Below are 21,154 nucleotides of genomic sequence, written 5' to 3'. Positions count from 1 at the left end.
ATTGTTATTTATCTAAAATACTAAATAATATCAGTATCATTCATAAAATATAAAGATTGTACAAAACAATGTTATATAGTGTATACTAACTCTTATTCTTACTTTTAATATGATTTATTCTTCTTTTTGGATCATTGCTGGAATGGTCTTTAGCATTAATCCTATATCATAAAAAATATTATACTTTCTAGCATATTTTGTATCTAACTCAATACGTTCTTCAATAGTCATAAAAGCTCTTTTCGACTTTTCTACTTGCCATAATCCAGTAATTCCTGCGGGTGCTGAAAATCTTAGAATTGATTTATCTTTTGTCATTTGTTCAGCTTCGTAAATAGGAAGAGGTCTATTCCCCACAATCGACATATGACCAAAAAGGACATTAAATAATTGAGGCAATTCATCAAGACTTGTTTTACGGATTAAGGCACCTACTTTTGTTACTCTCGGATCATTTTTAAGTTTAAAAAAGGAAGATTTATTCTTTTCTTTAATATAGTCCTTATAGGTTACCTGATATCCTTTGTCGCTGTAGAGCATGTGAGGCTTTTGATCACTCGGTACTTCGTTTTCATTAGATTCTTCCTCCTTATTGTATGCATTTTCTTTTTGTAATGAACTTACCATACTATCAGCATCAACCCTCATCGATCTAAATTTATAAAAAGGAAAAATAGCGTAATACCTCCCCACTCTCTTTGCGGAATAAATCACATTCCCTTTGGATTCAATTCTTATTGCCGCAGCGATTAATAATAATAAAGGTGACAACAGAATGATTAGAATAGAAGAAACAACAATATCAAAGATTCGTTTTGTAAAGTCGTTTAATAATACGTAGAGGTTTTTTCTTCTTTTGATCAGTTTCTTATCTGGGAAATCTACCGTATCATAGTTTTCGAGTACCTCAAATTGATAAATAACATTTTGAAGAATTAGATCTAAATTTTCCGGAACGAAGGGCTTCGTGATGTACTCACTTACACCTGACTTTAAGAGTTCCATTTTACAATTGACATCAATTTCTGATGTCAATACAACGATAGGAAGGTTTTTATAAGCATCATTTTGTTTGAGCTCTCCTAAAAAATCAATCATGCTTTCATCATGAATATGTAGGTCTGACAATAGTAAGGAGATTGAGACTTTGGATAGGATTTCTTCAGCTTGTTCAATACTTCTTGCTTCGATGATCTCATATTTGCTTTTAAGAACATGTTCCACAAACTCAAACATAAATCGGTCGTCTTCTAGATATAGTACTTTTCTCATGGTGGTAATTATTCTTTACCTAAGAACATAGAATTATAAAGAAAAATTCATCTCAAGAATTGATTCCATAATTACGTTTTTATAATTATGCATCATCTTTAAATATTTCTATATAACAATCTTGTACTTCGGTTTTTAGTTTCGTTTTTGGTTGATTATAAGAGTATATTTTAAACTTTTAGTTACTCTTCAAAGAGTCTTTTCAAGTATTTTTGTCTTTTAGCAAATTTTCGTTTTTCTCTTTCTTCAAATTCTTCTTTACGTTGGTCGTTTAATTCAACCCACCTTCTTAATTCGTCTGCCAATGCTAACTTTATTAATCTACAAAAAATTGCTGAGAAGAACCATAAACCTACACTAAATGGTAAAATACCATTGATATCTTGTGCTTGTTCTACAACCATAAAAGCGCCATAAAATGCAAAGAAAGTGAGAATTAAAAGTTTATAATCTTGATCTTGCAAACTCCATACTTTGACTTTAAAAAAAGCAGGTAGTAACATTGCGAAATAAAAAGCAAGATAGATGACCAACCCTACATACCCCGTTTCTACCATTACTCTTACATGACCTGAGTCAGGTGCGAATCCCGAAAGCATTGTGCCAGGAGAGAATTTCATTCCCCAAATCCCTGTACTTCCCAATCCTCCTCCGATAGGGTGTTTAGCTAACCAAGGTTTGATTCGTTCCTGATTTCTTTTTCTTTCTTTATAGGACTCGTCTTCACTTGCATTGAAAGTAGATTGTATTCTTTGTATATGGTAATTGTTGGAAGGAGTAACAATCACAAAGGTCATAATTGCCACTAGTATAGCACCAACAATATAAATTTTCGTATTTCCCCAAAGACCAATAATGATAATAAACCCAATCGGTACAATTGCAAATCCTGAACGTGTACCAGACCAAACCAAACCTAAGAAGATAATTAATAAAGCTATCATCATGAAGATTTTTTGAGAAAGCTTTTTATATACGGGTATTAATATCGCATAAAAATTGAACATTAAACCCATTAGAACACCAAAATGGGCAGGGGAACCCGTAGTACCAAAAGATCTCCAACGCCCATTGATATAGACCAAATGTTTTGCATCGTTGGCTAAAACCCACATCATTTCAAAATTTAGATAGCCAAACAAAAACTGATAACAACCCCATGCTGCACAAATAGTAGTGATGACAAGGAAATAATGTAAAACTTTAAGGATCTGTTCTTTGGTTCTAAATTGATAATAGGTTAAAACAAAAATGAGAGGGTAAAAAACATAAGGACGCATAGTATAAAACCAAGCGGCTCTAGATGCTGCCCAAGGGTTGCCTACTTGTAAAAAGTTGTAGGCCATCCAAGCATAAACAAAATAAACGGGATAAAATTTGAATGTAGATTTATAATCTTTCCTTTCATAGCATCTAAAAACATGTCCAAAAAAAGTGAAAAGAATAGATCCATCAAAGGAAATACCAATCGGTATTGAAGTTGGGATTTTTAAGGGAACACCTATAAAAATTGAGAGGGTAAGGAAAAAATAAATCGCAAACTCAAGTTTAACGAAAAGAGAAAAGAAAATAGGAATAGCCACACATACAAATGCAAGTACAATACCTGTTACCCAATTGGTTTTCATCACCAATATAGCGATTGCAAATGCAAAAGTAATGAGGCAGAAAGCACCAAAATTGGTGTTATACCGCTCTCCTATCATTTTCTTTATTACTCTCTTTGCTACCCTCATCATCGTTCCATCTTATTTTTCTTCTCGTTCAGTATGGATGAAATTTCCTTTCGTTTGAGCTCCAATTTTTAGAATACTTTTCAAATTGCTCAGGATTAAAGACGGGAACATCTTCAAGACTCGAAATGCAGCACCCCAAAGTCTTTGATTCGTTAGAAAAAGAATCACTCCAAAAACAAGAAACAATAAAGACAATAAATTGAAAATTGAAGTTTTGAATACGATTAATTCCGATATCAATAATATAGGAACTACTAATAAGTGAATACTTCTCGGTGGACGAGATAAAGCAAATACATAGTCTAATATTTCGAATCTAAAAGTGGAAAACCCTTTTGCTACGAGAGGAGCAAAATAAGCTGCTAATGTTTGATATTGTTCTGCAAACCACCTTGTTCGTTGTGCTCCTAATACATTAAGGTCATCTGTTTTTTCCTCATAAACTAAAGTTGAATTTGAGAAGCAAGCTTTTATATCATTGAAGTTCAATAACCAATTAATCAATAAATTCTTATCCATTCCTGGATTATTTTCATCTAACTTATTAATCCCTTTTACAAATAATCTTTTATCGACCAAAAAGCCACTTCCACTCAGTTCAGGCAACCATCCCATTTTCACTCTGTATTGTCGCATCATCATATCATTCAGAGACTCCGATATTTGATCATAAGATGTTACCCCATTGACATGTGATAATGGTAATCTTTTCCCTTGTATGAGGTCGTAACCATTTCCTCTTAATGCATACATTTTATAGAAGAAATCAGGAGCAATGATATTATCTTTATCCAATAAAATAATATGTGTAGGATCAAAAAGCTTTAACTGATTATCAGATGTAATTTGATGACAAATAAATTTTAATGCATGTACATAAGAGTTTCCTTCTTGATTATGGAAGCTTTTATGATTACAAAGGAAATCCATCTTTTTATAGCATTGATCTATAAATTTTGCATTGGTATTTTGAAATAAAACATAGGTTTTCATTTCTATAAAGTTCGGGGGTTGATGATCCCTTATACTTTTTAAAACTTCAAAAAAAGTAGAATTAGGTGCATAGGCAGGAAGGACTACCAACCACCTATCTTTCATAGGAAAAGAACTAGTTTTTGGTTCCTTGTAAAAGGATCCAATAAAAAGGGTCATCATCCAGTAAAAACTGTAGCATAAGAAATAGAAACTTATGAACTGAAAAATAGTATGGGCTAGGTCAAGGTAATTAATATTCATCGTCTTCCGTAATTATAGTACCTAAAATATTGAGGTGCGATTCATACATCTCATTTTGATTTTTAGCATCATCTTCATTGAATGGAAAATGTAACTCATACATGTAGTAAAGGTCTGATGACAAATCCATCCACTCTTTCCACTCCAATGATTGATAGATTGGAGGAGGTAAAATGAAAATATATTTATATTGCTCTTTTAATCTTTTCAACATTTTGAACCACTTACTCGGTAACGCATAATCATAAGGCGATGCAGCATACTTAGAAAGATCTATCATTCCTGAAGCTGTCGCAGTCTCTACATCTGCATAACTATTACCAATGACGGGTGCATCTTCAAAATCAACATCAGGAAGATCCCAATTTGCATAAAGTATCAAAGTTTCAACTCCCAATACACGCAAAAAATCATACAGCTTCTTTACCGTATGATATTGCATTTTATTACTTCTTACATAGTTAAATAATATAATGCCTGACTCGTTAGTGTCAATTTCCAAAACTTGCTTTCTGATGGATTTAATCACATCTCGTTCAAGTGCGTCTAATACCTTATTTTTCTTCTGACATCGCTTATGAATAAATTGGTTCAACTTTGGTATTTTCTGAATAATTTTATTGACTTTATGCCTTCGACCTGAAACAATGGCGACGGTACTTATCACTGTTTCATGTTCAAATTGGAAAGGCTTATGTAGATTTTTATCTAAAGCTAATGTGGCAACAATAGCAACTATGATTAATAGTAACCCTCCCATGAAAGTACCAATCACCAAAAGCATTCTTTTAGAACTCTTTGGTTTGAGAGGGAAATTCGCTTCTTCGATCACAAATAAATCTTTACCTGCATCTTTCTCTAACACCAAAGCCACATTTAGTTTATCTAAAAGCTTGAGGTAATGCTTTTCTTTTGTATTGATTTTATGTTTTAAGTTATCTACATGTGATATAATACCCACTAACCTTTTTCCTTCACTTTTCACCTCCCAAAGTTGTGATTTTACTACCGGAATCATGGCTTCCTCTTTTTCATATTCTATTTCTAGCACAACTAAATCTGAAACTATACTTTGTTTAGTTGCAGAGGGATCATAAGTAGTGTTTATAATTGTCTCATTTAGAGAGTTCTGCAATCGACTTTCAAGATGTGATATTTCATTTTCTAAATTTGACTGATAATCAAATGGTAGCTGATCTGCTTTAAATTGATCAAACTCACGACTTAATTTCAGCTTTTGTAAAGAATCTTTTAAATGTATTATCTGTTCATGTAAGTCCTGATTTTCGTTTGCATAACCATAATCTTTTTTCACTTCTAATTGATGTTTTATATAATCAATAGCTCTTCTTCTTGCTGCATGGTTTTTTGATAATGTTCCTAACATTTTCTGTAACTCCAAAATTCTCTCATTAACAGCATCTGATGAAGCCTCTACATTAAAAACATTAAAACGCTCTTGGTAGTTTCTTAAAGAGTCAAGTAAGTAATCCAACTCGTCTTTGGCCTTATTCGTTGTTTCCTCTATAATAATTCTCTTACCTGTTAGTTGATGCCCAATTTCATTTTTATACTCTTGGGTCCATTCTTCAGCCATTACTTTTACATAAAAATAGGCTACTTTAGCAAGCTTATCTTCAGCTGTAATTGTCATATACTTACTAGAACCAATTCTTGAAATTTTAATCTTGGATTCAACTGCAGCTGGAGTAATTCCATTTTTCTCTAATAACTGTAAAATCACTACATCTATTGGACGTTGCATATCCAATAGTTTATTTTTTTCGATTAAAAAATCTATCCTATTGATGATTTCATTAGGGCCATAAAGGTTTTCATCTACTTCAAAATCAAAGTATCGCTTATCTCCTACACCGTCTTTTAGAATTCGCAATTGGATACGTTGAGTAACATGCTGTAATCGAGCTACCTCAATCACATCACTAAATAAGAAACCATACTCAAATAGTTTTATCGATTTACTATTCAAAGTTAAGTTTTCATCGCTTGTTAGCTCAAACTGAAGTTTGGATTTGGATTCAAAGCTCTTAAAATCTGCCGTTTTTGTGTAAACGAATACTGCTGCTATTGCCGGAGGAATTGTCCACAAATACCATCGTTTTAAGACTTCAAATAATATGTAATATATAGTTTGCACTTAATATAGTTACTTAATCAGTGGTTAGTATTTGTAATTCCTTATAAGCCATTTGAGAGGCTACTTCAGCCTCAATTTTGGCAATTCGAGTTTTTTCTAAAAGTTCTTCTATCGCGAGGTAATCATCAATTTTTGCCTCACCTCGTAAAAATTTCTCTTTGACTATATTTAATATTTCTATTTGATTTGATTCTTGACTAGTCAATAACTTCAGTTTTTCAACAGCTAATAAATAGGCGGAATATACCCCTACTAACTCTCTTTCTAAAGCTTTTTGCTGACTAAAATATTGTAATTCTTTTTTCCTTAATTCATGTCTTGCAATTTTTATTCTATTATTCAACGAAGTGAAAGAATACAAATCGAGAGAGAGTGTGACACCAATATCAGAAAAAGCTGAAACTTGCGTAACTGTTCCATCAGAGGAATATCTAAAACTACTTATACCAATCGTAAAGGAAGAAAGCCAACTTTTTTGTGTCGAGTGTAAGGCTTCTTTGGCTGCAAAAATATCTTCTTGTTGAATCTTTAATGAATACGCCACATCATATCTTAATTCCTTGAGTGAATCGAGTAATTTATAATTAATATTAGTTTCAAACTGGGCGTAAGTTTGAATTGAATATAGCGTAAAAATGAATAATGATATGGTGATCTTTTTTATATTCATTAAGTCGAGATTCAAGAGTTTAGATTTTATTATGTTTAGTTACTATTGGGTTTTAAAGGTTCTAGTAGAAAAGCACAATAGTATAAACAATGTAGTATAAGTACGTTAATAATTTACTAAACTTTTGATTTAATCAATATTCTATACCGTATTTCAGTTTTATGAGAATATATATTATTAGAAATATCCTATTTCAAAAAATTCACAAAAATATACTTTGGGAATTTTATGCATTAAACTTCTTTTTTAATCTTAAAAATGGTTTTTCAAAATGGTAAAATGAAATATGAGAAATGATAATAGTTAAAATAATACAAGTAATGTTGATGAAAAGAATTAATGAAAAATCACTAAGATTAAGATAATCTTCTAGCTTCATAATTAGAAACAAAACAAAATTGATGGCGATCATATGATACATATAAACACCATATGATATCGTTCCTAAATAGTTTAACATCTTATTATTTATAATAAAAAGCTTTTCATTTGAGATATTTAAAATGAAGATACCAAAGAATGGGAAACTGAAAAGATGAATGAAGACATCTTCGCTAAACACAAAAGCATTGGTAAAGAAGTAGGCAAAAAACATAAAGTAATACAGAATACGAAGAATATCGTTTTTAATGATTAAATAATTCACTTTTCCTTCGTAATGCAATACAGATAAAAGTCCTCCGAAAGACATATAAAAATAAATAAAATGATATTTGCGTAAAAAATCAAAATCAGGAAGAAAAAATAGAACAAAACTAATGATGGTAAAAACAATCAGCCCAACGGTAAAAGGTTTAGGTTTTGATATTTTGGCTAATGGAGCAACCATCAAATAAAATTGTTCTTCAATTCCTATAGACCATAATACTAACAATATGGCTCCAGGAGCATATAATACCTTAAATACATTAGGTAAAAAACCAATACACCATGCTAAACCTTCAATAATCGAATATTCTACAGGATATTCAATATCAAAAAAAGGAAGTATTAAACTATAATATATAAACCCAAAAAGAAGTACTACATAATAAACAGGGTAAATCCTGAGCATTCTTCTAACATAAAATTTCTTGATAGCGACATTGCCGTTTTTCAATTCTTTATATAATTGCCCTATTATTAGAAAACCACTTAATGTAAAAAATACCCAAACTGCTTCTTCTCCTTTGTGAAAAATAGGCCAATCTGAAAATGAAACAATATTGACCGTTTTTGATATTTCTGGAATGTGGAAGATGACTACACATAATGCTAGAAAACCTCTTAAGGGCTGTAGGTTGGGTAAAATTTTAGGTTGACTCATTTTAATATCTTTAGCTTTTGGTTAAATTAAGATAGTTCCAAAACAAATAACATATCCCATAACACTGATAATACACCACTATTTTACAATAGTTTCTATAAAAAATAAAAACCAATTCAAGGACTTACCTTTTATCAGATCATAATTTTAGACAGTTTTTGCATTACTTTTTTACTTCGCGATTTTAATGCCGGACCATAATAAGGCATTCCATCTTCAAGAATTAAGTATAATTCATTGGCTAGTTCAGGGTATTGCATTACATACTTCGCTAAAATTTCTATTGCATGTACTTTCACTGCAATATCAGTCTCCATACTTTGGATGACTTCAAATAAATAATCAACCCACTCCCCTTCTTTTTCGGTAGACAGTGATAAAGGAATAACAGACCGTAAAATGGAACGTTTAATTCCTTGAGTTTTGAAATTTGGTAACCAATCAACAATATCATCTCTATGCTTTTCTAACCAATCGCCGTTCAAATCACAAAGAGCAGATAAAGCCCAAGCTAATTGATTTCCGTAAGGATTATCTTGTTTTTTGATCTCGTTGTAAAGCCAATCCTGTTTATCTTCTTGAATAATAGTTTCAATAAATCGATCACGGTCTTCTTTAGAACTAAATAATCTGTTCATTATTGTTGGTATAGATTAGTATTATGAATTAACATTCACTTTGATGTTAATTTGTTTTAATATTTAAAATTAATAAGATAATTTTTGTTTTAATATAAGTTAACCATGTTTGTATAAGAACTCATGACTTTTATATTTGAAAGTAGGATATGTGAATTAGGACTCATTTATCAATACAAAAACAAATCACATATCTGCTAAAAATTGATTTGTTGTTGTTTTTGCAAGTCTGAATATAGATATGATACAAATATCCATTATTAAATCTAGCAAACAATATTAATTATAGACTTAACTAGCATTCACCTTGAGAAGATTTGAAGAAATACCCGGTTTCCCCGATTACATGATTAACATGGACGGCCTTGTCTTATTAAAACAAGACTATGAGGAAGGTAATTTTAATTTTTTGAAAGCTTATAAATGTAATGTGACAGAAAAACTTAAGGTTACCTTAAAAAAGGAAAAAGAGGGAAAGAAGATTAAAAGTACTGCCTATTTACATACACTTGTAGGAAGAACATTTTTGCCCGTTTTTAATGCAAAAGGAAAAAAGGTCTGGCACATCAATAGAGATATCTATGATAATAGCGTAGAAAATCTTAAATGGGTTCCTCTAAAAGGAAAACAGGAGTTTAATTATGCTCCAGAAAAGTACGTTAAAAGTAACCGACTTTATTTACCAATACCAAAACTTCCTTTCTTGAGTATAAACTCAAAAGGAGATGTTTTGTCTTTTAAAAGCGGAAAACCAAAACCAATAAAACAAAGGTTAAATGGAAAAATATCCTTTTTTGATACAGAAGATTATGAAGGAAAAAGACATACAGTTTATCCTCATGTCATCGTAAAAGAGCTTTTTGGTAAAAAGAATATGGAGAAAGAAGCTTCATCTATTTAATCAAAAAAATAACATTACATATAAGCATGTTGTTCTTCTGAAAAAGTTGAATAACATGCTTTTCTTTTATAAACTTTAAAAAAAGGCGTAAATTTAACTTCATGAAAGAAATTAGTATTACTATAATTTTTTTATTGCAGGTTTTAATTTGCGTTGGCCAAAAAGTGATTCCTTCGGTCATCTCATATGATCGTTTTGATTATAATGCTGGAAGACAGAATTGGGATATAGTAAAAGATAAAAACGAAATAATATACATTGCCAATAATCAAGGTTTATTGGTCAATATAAATGATTCATGGGAACTAGTACCAACTCAAAATAATGATGTTATTATTTCTCTAAAAACTGAAGGTGATATCATCTGGTCGGGTGGAAATATTGAGTTTGGTTTTTTTTATAAAGATGATAATACCGTTTTAAAATATAAACACTGCGGAACTGTTAAAGGTGGACAAATTTGGGATATAGAAACAAGTCACAACAATGTTTACTTTCGAACCGAAGAACAAGTCATTATCTATAATAAAAAGACGGATCAAATAAATAGGGTCAGAACAACTGGTGGTTTTTCTAGTCTAAAAAAATGGAATAATTCAATTTGGGCTACTGACAATAAAAATCAATTAGGACATATTATTAACAATCAGTTTGTTGTGATTGACCAACTTACTGAACATCAAAAAGTCAGAGCTCTCTTTACACATAAAAATGAATTATACATTTTACATACCAACGGTGCGGTCTTTTCATTTAACGGAGGCCTCATTCAGAAAGTGACTAATTTACCTAGTGAAATCTCTCAAGAAGGTCTTTTTTCTGTAAAATCATATGACAGTGATACCATTTTGATAGGCACAATATCTTCTGGACTTTATATTTATTCGATTACAGATCAAAAAATAATTCAGCATATCACCTCAAAAGATGGATTAAAAGATGATACTATTCTTGCTGTTTTCAATGATGAAAATGGTGATATTTGGTGTGGATTAGATTATGGTATTTCAAGAATTGAAATGCAAAGAGAAATCAAAACCATCTTTAATAGTGGTGCCACATATAATGTTATAATCCAAAATGAGCATAATGTCTTATTAGCGACTAATAAAGGTCTGTATGCTTCTGAAAGGGATGAAAATTTCAAAATTATCCCTCAATCACAAGGGCAAGTCTGGAATATCAAAAAAATTAATAATACGATTTTTATCTGTCACGACAAAGGGTTATTTATCTTAGTAAACAAGAAACTAATTCCGCTTTATACTGACATGGGTGTAATGGATATTTCATTTTTAAATGGGAATTATTTCTTGTCGACCTACTCAGGTTTATATCTTTCAATAATCCAAAATAAAAAATTAATCACTAAAGAAAATTTAAATTATCCTGGAAGTCCTAAATTATACTTTGATCAAAAAAATAATTGTATTTGGGCGAAGAGTAATACAGGTGTCTTATATCAATATAAAGGAAATAGTACACTATCTATTTTACAATATGCTTCTGTCCAAAAAATATTCCCTCAAAACAATGATGAATTACTTTTTCTAGTCGAAGGAAAAGTATCTACTTTCCAAAATGGATCATTTGAGGTCATCAACTTACCTTCCCTCAATCAATTGGAAGATCCTCAAATTTCAGCACTAAAAGTAATTGATAAAGGATTAACCTATGCCTATATCAGTAACGGAAAGCTGCATATGAGAATGAATATTGTCAATGGTAATTTTTATGATTACAGCAATCTATTCAAATCATTACAAGGTCAATTCTTGAAAGATCATGAGTTTATTCACTTCCATAATGGAGAACTTTATATTGCGACTGAAAGAGGTGTTAAAACGTTTGATCCTAACTCAAAGTACAGATCAATACAACTTCCTCCGCCTGTTATATCCAAGGTGATCACCTCTGATAAAATGAATCAAAATAAGAAATATGTTTATCCTTTTATCGACCCTACAATTACACTGAAGAAAAATGAGAATAATATCAAACTAGTGTATGGTGTGACAAAGGATAAAAATGACATCGTAGAATACAGAACGAGACTTATTCCTTTTGATGATCATTGGTCTGATTGGAGTCAAAACAACGAAAGAGAGTATACAATGCTTAAAGGCGGTAATTATGAATTCAGAGTGGAATCTAAAATCAATAATAGTGCTCCTAGTAGTGTATCTGTAGCTATAGCAATTCAAAAAAAATGGTATCAAACCTATTGGATTATTTTACCTCTATTGATTATTGGACTTTTCGCCTATATCCTATCTTATAAACTATGGGTTATGATCAACAAAAAAGCCGAGAAGAAGCAAAAGAAACAACAAAAAATTGATCTCGATAAAAGAACACTTGAGATAAAAAATGAGCAACTTATTCAGTATGCTGAAGAATTGTCAAGAAAAAATGATTTTCTAAGACAGATGAGTGAAGGTCTATCCATCATAAAACATAAAAATGCAAAACTATGGATTGATAGAATAGATGATGAAATGAACAATGATAAGAAAAACTTCATCTTTTATAAATTGTTCTCAGAACTGCACCACGATTTTATTATTCTTCTTCAAAATAAGTATCCTCAATTAACTTCTAATGATCACAGATTGATTGCATTGATTCGTTTTAACCTTAACAATAATGAAATTGCAAATATCATGAATATTACAAATCGTAGTGTGATTATGAACAGATATAGATTAAGAAAGAAAATGAATTTAGATAAAGAAACAGACCTTGATAAGTTCATCAAAGATTTAAAATAGATCTCTAGCTAAGCTCCCTATTTAATGAATAACAATGTGCATAACCATCAAAATACCCACAAATAGGTATTTCATACTACTAATATTTCTCTTACCTTTCGGTATCTAATTGTATTCATATTCATGCAACTTATCTAAAATGTTTAAATTTCTTATCATTGATGATCATGAATTATTTAGCAATGGTCTGAAACAGATTATTGAAAAATATATACCATCAAAAGTTACTACTATCCACGATCCTCTTCTTTCACTAGCTTATAATTTTTCTGATTTTGACTTAGTATTTGTTGACATGGATATGCCAAATATGAAAGGTTTGGAACTTATTGAAAAGGTGATTGAAAGAGGTGATATTTCTAAGTACCTCATCATCTCTATGCACAATAAACCTTCACTTATTAGAAAGGCACAAAAACTTGGTGTTCAAGGTTATATGCTTAAAGATGATAATGTAGAAGATATTATAAATGCAACAAATGCTGTCTTGCATGATAAGCTGTACATGAGTCCAAAAATTAATCATAATACAATTGACATCAATAAAACCTTTACTCCTATCTCTCCTCGTGAAGAACAAGTCCTAAAATATATAGCAATGGGAAAAACAATGAAGGAGATCGGCGAATTATTAAATATCAGTCCGGATACAGCCATCACTCATGGAAAAAAAATTAAACAAAAATTAAAGATTGATTCAAAGGCAGGATTAATCAAATATGCCGTTGAAAACTTACTGACATAATGAAAATACTTTTCACCTCTATATTACTACTTTTTACGTTACACACTTACGCTCAAACGAATACTAATTTAATCGTTTCACACTGTACACTTTCAGAAATTGATGTCAATACTATTCCTGGTAATTCAGAGTGCACACCTAAAAATTACGATTTTTTTGATACTCAATACCACAAAATTACCGTCCATAGTACAGTAAAAGAAAACTATGTTCTAAGGTTTAATTATATACTATTTGAAGACTTTAAACTTTGGCAAGTTGATAGAAGCGGAACAAAACTTCTTGTTGACATGGAAAATAATTCCAAACCAACCAAGTACGACAGAAGTTTGGGAATTCCAATTACTTTTGCATTGAATGGAGTAGAGACAGTCGACTTCTATTATCAGATTAATAATAAAGGATTTCCAGTTGATAACCTGTTTTGGGTCCTCAGTGAAGATGAGTTTGAAAAGGAGGTAGACTTTGAAGAAAACATTAAACTCACAACAAGAACAATTGTGATAAGTCTATTATTTATTGGGATAATTTTAGGACTAATCATCCAAGAAAAGCTTTTCTTGTTTTATACTTTAAGTTCAATCAGTGCATTTTTATTCTTTGAATCTGAAAGCGGTATCATCACTAATCTTTTAAGTCATAATCACTTTAATTTAACAAAGTATCTTCTTGTTTTCAGTTCTTATTCTTATTCGATTAGTACATTCTACTTTTATGTGTTCTTGATATTTTCCAATAAAAATAGAGTTCCAAAATTTGCTTTTAAAATTGTACATATTGCAAGTGTTGTAGGATTTATAAGTATTTTAATGTATCCCTTCTCATCTTATTACCCCAACATTGTTAATTTCTTACTTGCACAACTCTCTACTATTTTTACGTTGGTACTTTTTTGCCTTTATCTAATGGTTATTATTTTAGGTATAAAGTCAAAAGAAAAACTAGCGATACCAACGTTAGTAATTTTTCTGATCACAACAATTTTTGTGTTGTTTTTCTCTGTACTCCCCAATATGGGCGTATACAAAAAACTCAACTTTACACGAACACTCTACTTTATCATTTTCACTTTTGATATTATTTATTACCTCCTCCTTATATTAAAGAAAACGTCATCTATCATTAAAGAAAGAAATGATCTACAGATTCAAAATCAACTGATACAACAAAAGTATTCTTTAGCAGTCATAAAAGGGCAAGAAGATGAAAGAAATAGAATTGGTAGAGAACTTCATGATCATGTTGGTGGCAACTTGGCTTTGATTAATAAATCGAAAGACCTTGATACGGATAACGTAAAAGAAATATTAAAACATACTATTAAAAGTGTAAGAAGCTTAAGCCATGGATTGGTATCTCCAGAATATGATAAAGAAGATTTTGAAGATATACTCCTTGATCTATGTGCAAAATATAAAAGTAATCACCTCAATATTCATACAACTTATACTATTGATGTTCCAATTCAATCACAAGTTGTCAAAAATCATTGCTATAGAATCTTGCAAGAACTATTTAGCAACGCTTTAAAACATAGTGAAGCAACTGACATATTTATTGATTTTATGCTTGACCAAACAACCCACATGATGACGATATTTTATGAGGACAATGGAATTGGTTTCAGTACATGTAGTAGTAATGAAGGGATTGGAATCAAAAATATTAAGTTCAGAGTAAATGCATTAAACGCAAAAGTTGCATTTACTTCAGAAGAAAAGGGAACTTACATTACTATTTCTGAAATACAGATTTATCAATAGTTCTCTTTTCCTATTTTACAATTTATTTCTACATCTAAAAAACTAAAGAATTTCAACGTATACAAAAAACAAATTACGTTAGTAATAAATATATTATTGAATACATCACAAAAATGAAACCTTCAATTACTACCAAAATAAAAATTTGGTATGATGTTTTCTATGATTAAAATGGTTATTTAATTATTATTATATGTTTGATTACTTGTATTTTAGCTAGTATTAGCTAGAATAACAACATACGAATTAACTCAATTCATGCCACTAATTTATGATGAAAAATTTCACACTCATTCTTTTCCTTACACTACAATACTTTAGTGTACACTCTCAATCCATCCAACAACAAGAATGGAACAACTCTTCTTGTGGAACTCTAGGTTTTTTTGAAGATTCTTTACTGCTTCATATCAAAGAAAACACTTTCCATATCAATGATCCAAATGTGAAAGAGGTAGATATCACTATTAAAATGTATGCGAACTATTACGATATGTTATTAGACGACATACAAATGAAAGATCAAAATGGAATTTATGTGTCTGGCGGAATGTATTCCATACAAGTTACCGCTAATGGCCAAAAAGTAGACTTTCAAAAAGACATAAAGGTCTCATATATATCTGATGGTAATGACCATTACAATGGTTTCCAATATAATGTGCAAGATAAAAAATGGGATAACTTAAAAAATCCTGTTTTGGATTATGCTTCCAATAATTCTACTTCAGAAGATTGGGGCGCTCTTAAACCCAAACAAGGTAATTTAGAAGAAGGTTTTTCAGATGAGTCAGATGACTGGGGTTCTGAATGGTCAAGCTGGACAGAAGGAGCATCTAACTCCGTATGGCTTTATAAGACCATGAACATTAAAGGAAATGGTTTGTATAATTATGATTATCTCATCGGTAAAGAGGAATTAATTACCTACCAACTCAAAATTGAAAATAAAAATATCGATAAGGTTTACGCTTATTATCCACATTTAAATACTATAATATACTACACTGTAAATAGTGAAAATATAGTTAACGATTTTGTATTAGTAGATGCCTCATTATCAAATGTAAAACTGTTCTCTTTTAATCCTCTTACAAATAAAGAAAAAGTAGAAATTGGTGAATTATCAGAAGGAGAACTTCTAAAACTTTCAAGTGAAAAAATGAATAGTATTAAGTTCAAAACTACTATTGTACCACTTTCAAAAGCTTCATTAGATGAAAAGATTGCCTCCATTTAGATTTAAAAGTGTACTTTTCTTGTGCTATTTGAGCTTATCTTTGATCTCATTTTCACAAGAAAAGTACAAAGAGGTTCATATCAATACCACTTTTAAAGGTAATGATGTTTACAAGGATATGGCATATACTATTTTGGAGGCTGTCAAAACAGGGCGGCTTCCAATATACACACCATTAAATAAGAATAACCGTACAAATTTTGAAACATTAATGTACCAGTTAAGAGGCTGGACCTTTATAGCGATAGACCCTAATGAACAATATTGTAGTACTACAGATATTGATGAAGCTGCAATTCTTTTTGAGCAAGACTATTTATTGTATTATGATAATTCTAATGTTATGAATGATATCAGTCATTCTCCTGTATATATTCAGTTTACAATCTTATCAGAACTTTCAGGTCACGCTTATGACGTTCTAGGTCCAATTTTCTATTTTGAAGATATAAAAAAAGCAAAACTAAAATTAAAAGGGTCTGATCAATTTTTACATGAAATGATTCTAAACCATCAATACCAAGGTTATGAAGTTAGAGAAGATGGAAAACATGTACCATTTCACTTCAGTGAACGTTGAAGACTGTAATAGATAATCTATTTTTTGTACCGATAGTGCCCGATGATTTTATAATCAAATAACATATCTTCCAATACTTGACCATTACCCATATTATGTATAATCATTGGTCTTTTAGAGAAAAGCGTTGTTTCTGAAGAAACGATACCAATATGAGTAAGACCTCCTCCAAAATTCCAACAAACTATATCTCCTGCTTTATAATCACTAGCATTTTGAGTGATGGGTAACGTCGAACCATGTCTACCAAAAAAGGTCATAAGGTTGGGTACTCTTCTATGATCAATATTTTTATCTGTTTTCGTCAAACCCCAATTTTTGGGATATTTATTAAAATGAGCAACCATATCTTCATGTACCTCTTTTTGTAAATCAATACCAAGTTTTCTATAGGCTCTAATGACAACATCAGTACACACTCCCCTATTTGATGGAACATCTCCATTCGGATAATCTAATCTAAAATAAGAAGGATCGTAAACTACATGCTGTTTTGTTAGCGTTAGTGTTGAATCCGCAAGCTTTTCATAAAAGTCTGTTTGACTAAAAGCCGATCCTGAAGAAAAAATCAATAAAATAAGGTGAAACAATTTTGATTTCATGATAGAATAATAAAACAGCGATCTAATAATTTATTTAAAGTGTAGAATACAAATTACAACTCTTATTCCATTTTTTTATCCTCTCAACACACACCACAAACACAAAGAAAAGAGAGACCCCTTTTCCAAAAAGATCTCTCAACATAGAAAATGATAAAAGAAGTTGATTTTACCTCTCTTCTAATTCAATTTTAATTTCTTTTATTTTTTTATAATTCATTGGTAGAATTGCACCCAAAGCAATAGGCACCGTCAATAAAGCCGTTATGGTACTTTTGGGACCTTCACTGATTAACCCGTAAATACACACAATGAATAAAAGTGCCAGTATTCCGGCCAGCATTCCAGTTAAAGTTTGAAGAGACTTTAATTCTTTCTCTAGAGTTTCGGTTGTTTTCTCTTTTAATTCCATTTGCATTTAGTTGTTTTTTGGATAAATAATTGAATTTCATTCGTCTTTTGAAGAAAGATGGACTCATGAAATATAGTTTACTTTTAAGATGAGGAAAATATAATACTTTTTAGAGAGATATAACGATATTGGGAAATTAAAATTTTTGAGTTTCTTGGTAGTTGCAATTTGATACTAATAGAAATTGATTTTATACAGCATAGAGTGAATACAAAAAAAGACTCCACTTTAATACTGAAAGTGAAGCCTTTGAAATCTTTATAGATATTATTATGTATAAATCACGGGAATTTTGGAAATTTAGAGAAATCTCTTTTCCTTTTTTCTAAAAAGGCATTTCTTCCTTCAACGGCTTCTTCTGTACCGTAAGCCAAACGAGTTGCTTCACCTGCGTATACTTGCTGCCCTACTAAACCATCATCAATTAAGTTGAATCCAAACTTCAACATTTTGATTGCAGTTGGACTTTTTGTCATAATTTCTTGTGCCCAGTCAAATGCTTCTTGCTCTAACTCATCATGAGGAACCACTTTGTTGACCATACCCATTTCAAAAGCCTCTTGTGCAGTATAAGTCGCACCTAAGAAAAATATTTCTCTTGCTCTCTTTTGACCAACTTGTCTCGCTAAATAAGCTGAACCAAAGCCTCCATCAAAACTAGCTACATCAGCATCAGTTTGCTTAAATTGAGCATGCTCTTTACTAGCCAGCGTCATATCACAAACTACATGTAAACTGTGTCCACCGCCAACACACCAACCTGGTACGACAGCAATCACTACTTTATTCATAAAACGGATTTGACGTTGTACATCTAAGATGTTAAAACGGTTCACTCCATTTGTTCCTTTATAACCAGTATTTGATCTTACACGTTGATCACCACCTGAACAAAATGCCCAACCTCCATCTTTTGGAGAAGGTCCTTCACCTGTGATTAATACGACCCCAATTTCTTGACTTTCATGGCAAATAATCAATGCTTCCCATAATTCATCAACTGTTTTTGGTGTGAATGCATTACGGCATTCTGGTCTATTGATTGCAATACGAGCAACACCATCCAATGACTTGAAGGTAATTTCTTCGTATTCTTTAACTGTTTTCCACTCTAAACTTGCCATTGCTATATGTTTGTTTTTAAAGTGAAACAAATGTAGTGAATTAAGACCTAAGAGTGAAAAATGAATAATTGAATTACATTTTTTTGGGAAAAGTATTCGTGCTGATTTACTATTATGAATTTAAGAAAATCGAGAATATCACATAGTTCTTATACCTTCTTCTTCCATGACATTTTTTAATCTCTGAGGGTAATCTGTGATTATACCATCTACATTTAATTGAATCATTTCAAGTATATCATCCTCTTCATTTACAGTCCAAGGAATTAATTTGATATTTTTTTGATGGCATTTTGTTGCTAATTCTTCAGTCACTATCTCAAAGTAGGGACTATAAATTTCAGGAATAAAACCCAATTTTTGCAAGTTATCTTCTAACGAATTAGTGTTCTCGATCAGCAATACCAAACTAAGGCTCGGATCAACTCTTTTAACTTCTTGTAAAGAACCAACATCAAAAGATTGAATAGTTACTCTTTCTTTGATGTCAAATTGATTGATTTCATCTAAAACTAGTCGAACAAACTCTTTTACCCCTGGATGATATATATTATCATATTTAGGATTTCGTTTGATTTCGATATTATAAAAAGGCTTATTTATACCATTTGAGCTTGTATATTTCTCAGCATTTTCAATCACTTCATTCAATAATGGTTTGTAAGCTTTGAATTTCTTTTGGTTTGGAAACCGTAAATGCTTTCTTAGTCCAACATCATATTCTTTAATCTCAGAATAGGTCATTGCATAAAGATTATGATTAAGTTCATCCTCTTTCTCTATGTATTGACCATTTGGAGAAGTGGCTATTTCGTGAGAGAAAAATGGTTCATGAGATACAACAACTTTTTTATCCTTTGAGATCACTACATCCATTTCCAAAGTAGTTACCCCGAGTTCCAAGGCCTTTAAAAATGCTTGTGCGGTATTTTCTGGATAAACTCCCCTACACCCTCTATGCCCTTGTACGTCTAATACTTGAGGTTTATTCTGACAAGAGGTCAATAATAAGATAAAAATTACTGTGAGTTGTTTCATGATTTAAATGTAACGAGATGAAATGAAGAATTACTTATTTTAATCTATTGCTTTGTAATATTTATTGTTTAATTAAACAAAATATCAAATTATGTTCATGCTAAAATCATTTTCTAATAGATTATAATTTTAAGAATTCACCTCTAAACTATAGAATGCCATTTTTATAAGCTAAATTCTATAGTTTTTAACAAATACATGTCTTAAGAAAAAACTTGTACTATATCGACATAAATTGAACTATTTTGAAAATAGGGTTGTTTGATCAATTGTAACAATTAACCAAGTATTTTTTAAATGATTAAGTTAATACCCTTACTCTTCTGTGTCTATTTTATCTACGGGGGAGCATTTGCTACTACTGTTGTACCCGATAGTATAATGGTGGCCAATCAGTTAATTATAATTGATGAAGACGGTAAAAAAAGAATACTCCAAAAGTATTTATCACTTACAAAATCCAAAAAATTCTATTTCGAATACCTTAGCCAAATTAATGAATCCATTTTTGATGTAAACGGTATTCTTTCAAAATACAAGTTACACACTGATCTAAAATATGTCGCGGCTCTTGAAAGTCATATGAATCCAACAGCTGAAAGTAGTACTGGTGCGAAAGGAATTTGGCAATTTAAGTATGACACTGCGTTGGAACTTGGACTTATTTATAAAAATTCAGATAAGAGAGAATGTGTTAAAGCCAGTACACATGCGGTAGCTCAATATTTTATGCATCACTTGAATTATCTGGAAGATGATTATCTTAAAGTTATTCTGGCACATCATCTAGGTTTACAAGGAACAATTTCGTACATGAAAGATCAGAATATACAAAAACTCAATGAAATTAATAAAAATACACATGTCTATATCATTCATTATTTAGCACATTACATAGCTCTAAATAGACACTTTAATTAGTATGTAAAAAATAAAAGAGGCTGTCTCATAACTCATCAGTT

18 protein-coding genes are annotated in these 21,154 nt (G+C 30.8%); 7 read left to right on the top strand and 11 right to left on the bottom strand.

Annotation, left to right across the window (positions count from 1 at the left end):
- Positions 1–114: 114 nt before the first annotated feature.
- The 7 genes from PL77_RS30925 to PL77_RS30920 all read right to left on the bottom strand — a co-directional run bounded on the left by PL77_RS30925 (position 115) and on the right by PL77_RS30920 (position 9,016).
- The gene (locus PL77_RS30925) at positions 115–1,272 is read right to left on the bottom strand and encodes a sugar transferase (RefSeq protein WP_052444635.1); all 1,158 of its coding nucleotides are present in this window, start codon (positions 1,270–1,272) and stop codon (positions 115–117) included.
- A 182-nt stretch (positions 1,273–1,454) separates the two neighbouring features.
- Positions 1,455–3,011, bottom strand: a complete 1,557-nt coding sequence (locus PL77_RS22130) for an O-antigen ligase (protein WP_044210392.1) — start codon at positions 3,009–3,011, stop codon at positions 1,455–1,457.
- A gap of 9 nt (positions 3,012–3,020) precedes the next feature.
- Positions 3,021–4,106 (bottom strand): glycosyltransferase, encoded by a 1,086-nt coding sequence (locus tag PL77_RS22125; RefSeq protein ID WP_172665925.1) that lies wholly within the window; start codon positions 4,104–4,106, stop codon positions 3,021–3,023.
- A 127-nt stretch (positions 4,107–4,233) separates the two neighbouring features.
- Positions 4,234–6,402: a hypothetical protein gene (locus PL77_RS22120; protein ID WP_156152485.1), complete on the bottom strand. Its 2,169-nt coding sequence runs from the start codon at positions 6,400–6,402 to the stop codon at positions 4,234–4,236.
- Between the two features lie 13 nt (positions 6,403–6,415).
- Positions 6,416–7,072 carry a TolC family protein gene (locus tag PL77_RS22115; protein WP_044210385.1) on the bottom strand — a complete coding sequence of 219 codons (657 nt, stop codon included), beginning with the start codon at positions 7,070–7,072 and terminating at the stop codon, positions 6,416–6,418.
- 226 nt (positions 7,073–7,298) lie between these two features.
- Positions 7,299–8,378 (bottom strand): acyltransferase, encoded by a 1,080-nt coding sequence (locus PL77_RS22110; protein WP_044210384.1) that lies wholly within the window; start codon positions 8,376–8,378, stop codon positions 7,299–7,301.
- A gap of 134 nt (positions 8,379–8,512) precedes the next feature.
- A complete protein-coding gene (locus tag PL77_RS30920) occupies positions 8,513–9,016 on the bottom strand; it encodes a hypothetical protein (protein WP_052444634.1) in 504 nt (167 codons plus the stop codon).
- 307 nt (positions 9,017–9,323) lie between these two features.
- Between PL77_RS30920 and PL77_RS22100 the strand changes: the two genes are divergently transcribed.
- The 6 genes from PL77_RS22100 (at position 9,324) to PL77_RS22075 (ending at position 17,016) form a co-directional block, all read left to right on the top strand.
- A complete protein-coding gene (locus PL77_RS22100) occupies positions 9,324–9,917 on the top strand; it encodes a hypothetical protein (protein WP_156152484.1) in 594 nt (197 codons plus the stop codon).
- A 101-nt stretch (positions 9,918–10,018) separates the two neighbouring features.
- Positions 10,019–12,688: a triple tyrosine motif-containing protein gene (locus tag PL77_RS22095; RefSeq protein ID WP_044210379.1), complete on the top strand. Its 2,670-nt coding sequence runs from the start codon at positions 10,019–10,021 to the stop codon at positions 12,686–12,688.
- Between the two features lie 139 nt (positions 12,689–12,827).
- Complete coding sequence (locus tag PL77_RS22090) at positions 12,828–13,433, top strand: response regulator transcription factor (protein WP_044210377.1); 606 nt, start codon at positions 12,828–12,830, stop codon at positions 13,431–13,433.
- The gene (locus tag PL77_RS22085; protein ID WP_044210374.1) at positions 13,433–15,196 is read left to right on the top strand and encodes an ATP-binding protein; all 1,764 of its coding nucleotides are present in this window, start codon (positions 13,433–13,435) and stop codon (positions 15,194–15,196) included. Before PL77_RS22090 ends, PL77_RS22085 begins: the two co-directional genes overlap by 1 nt.
- A gap of 271 nt (positions 15,197–15,467) precedes the next feature.
- Positions 15,468–16,436, top strand: coding sequence for a hypothetical protein (locus tag PL77_RS22080; protein WP_044210373.1), 969 nt, complete (start codon positions 15,468–15,470; stop codon positions 16,434–16,436).
- Positions 16,414–17,016 carry a hypothetical protein gene (locus PL77_RS22075; RefSeq protein ID WP_044210371.1) on the top strand — a complete coding sequence of 201 codons (603 nt, stop codon included), beginning with the start codon at positions 16,414–16,416 and terminating at the stop codon, positions 17,014–17,016. Before PL77_RS22080 ends, PL77_RS22075 begins: the two co-directional genes overlap by 23 nt.
- A 17-nt stretch (positions 17,017–17,033) precedes the next feature.
- Here PL77_RS22075 and PL77_RS22070 read toward each other — a convergent pair whose 3' ends face one another.
- From PL77_RS22070 to PL77_RS22055, 4 genes are all read right to left on the bottom strand, one after another.
- On the bottom strand, positions 17,034–17,618 hold the full coding sequence (locus tag PL77_RS22070; RefSeq protein WP_044210368.1) for a DUF1287 domain-containing protein: 585 nt from the start codon (positions 17,616–17,618) through the stop codon (positions 17,034–17,036).
- 169 nt (positions 17,619–17,787) lie between these two features.
- Positions 17,788–18,030 carry a redox-active disulfide protein 2 gene (locus PL77_RS22065; protein ID WP_156152483.1) on the bottom strand — a complete coding sequence of 81 codons (243 nt, stop codon included), beginning with the start codon at positions 18,028–18,030 and terminating at the stop codon, positions 17,788–17,790.
- A 281-nt stretch (positions 18,031–18,311) separates the two neighbouring features.
- Entirely contained in the window at positions 18,312–19,154 is an 843-nt protein-coding gene (locus PL77_RS22060; protein ID WP_044210364.1) for a 1,4-dihydroxy-2-naphthoyl-CoA synthase, read from the bottom strand.
- A 138-nt stretch (positions 19,155–19,292) separates the two neighbouring features.
- Positions 19,293–20,192, bottom strand: coding sequence for a glycerophosphodiester phosphodiesterase (locus tag PL77_RS22055; RefSeq protein ID WP_044210361.1), 900 nt, complete (start codon positions 20,190–20,192; stop codon positions 19,293–19,295).
- A 297-nt stretch (positions 20,193–20,489) separates the two neighbouring features.
- On the opposite strand from PL77_RS22055, the gene PL77_RS22050 reads away from it, so the two are divergent.
- Positions 20,490–21,113 carry a transglycosylase SLT domain-containing protein gene (locus tag PL77_RS22050; protein WP_044210360.1) on the top strand — a complete coding sequence of 208 codons (624 nt, stop codon included), beginning with the start codon at positions 20,490–20,492 and terminating at the stop codon, positions 21,111–21,113.
- The last annotated feature ends 41 nt before the right edge of the window (positions 21,114–21,154 follow it).

It is taken from the genome of Flammeovirga sp. OC4 (assembly GCF_000812565.1).
Taxonomy (GTDB): domain Bacteria; phylum Bacteroidota; class Bacteroidia; order Cytophagales; family Flammeovirgaceae; genus Flammeovirga.
The sequence above is the reverse complement of the archived record's forward strand: the minus strand, read 5'-3'. Positions and strand labels throughout refer to the sequence as shown.

Bases quoted from the DNA above. Each gene is read 5' to 3' on its own strand.
- PL77_RS30925 (WP_052444635.1), bottom strand. From the start codon at position 1,272: ATGAGAAAAGTACTATATCTAGAAGACGACCGATTTATGTTTGAGTTT.
- PL77_RS22130 (WP_044210392.1), bottom strand. From the start codon at position 3,011: ATGATGAGGGTAGCAAAGAGAGTAATAAAGAAAATGATAGGAGAGCGG.
- PL77_RS22125 (WP_172665925.1), bottom strand. From the start codon at position 4,106: ATGAAAGATAGGTGGTTGGTAGTCCTTCCTGCCTATGCACCTAATTCT.
- PL77_RS22115 (WP_044210385.1), bottom strand. From the start codon at position 7,072: ATGAATATAAAAAAGATCACCATATCATTATTCATTTTTACGCTATAT.
- PL77_RS22110 (WP_044210384.1), bottom strand. From the start codon at position 8,378: ATGAGTCAACCTAAAATTTTACCCAACCTACAGCCCTTAAGAGGTTTT.
- PL77_RS30920 (WP_052444634.1), bottom strand. From the start codon at position 9,016: ATGAACAGATTATTTAGTTCTAAAGAAGACCGTGATCGATTTATTGAA.
- PL77_RS22095 (WP_044210379.1), top strand. From the start codon at position 10,019: ATGAAAGAAATTAGTATTACTATAATTTTTTTATTGCAGGTTTTAATT.
- PL77_RS22090 (WP_044210377.1), top strand. From the start codon at position 12,828: ATGTTTAAATTTCTTATCATTGATGATCATGAATTATTTAGCAATGGT.
- PL77_RS22085 (WP_044210374.1), top strand. From the start codon at position 13,433: ATGAAAATACTTTTCACCTCTATATTACTACTTTTTACGTTACACACT.
- PL77_RS22080 (WP_044210373.1), top strand. From the start codon at position 15,468: ATGATGAAAAATTTCACACTCATTCTTTTCCTTACACTACAATACTTT.
- PL77_RS22075 (WP_044210371.1), top strand. From the start codon at position 16,414: ATGAAAAGATTGCCTCCATTTAGATTTAAAAGTGTACTTTTCTTGTGC.
- PL77_RS22070 (WP_044210368.1), bottom strand. From the start codon at position 17,618: ATGAAATCAAAATTGTTTCACCTTATTTTATTGATTTTTTCTTCAGGA.
- PL77_RS22065 (WP_156152483.1), bottom strand. From the start codon at position 18,030: ATGGAATTAAAAGAGAAAACAACCGAAACTCTAGAGAAAGAATTAAAG.
- PL77_RS22060 (WP_044210364.1), bottom strand. From the start codon at position 19,154: ATGGCAAGTTTAGAGTGGAAAACAGTTAAAGAATACGAAGAAATTACC.
- PL77_RS22055 (WP_044210361.1), bottom strand. From the start codon at position 20,192: ATGAAACAACTCACAGTAATTTTTATCTTATTATTGACCTCTTGTCAG.
- PL77_RS22050 (WP_044210360.1), top strand. From the start codon at position 20,490: ATGATTAAGTTAATACCCTTACTCTTCTGTGTCTATTTTATCTACGGG.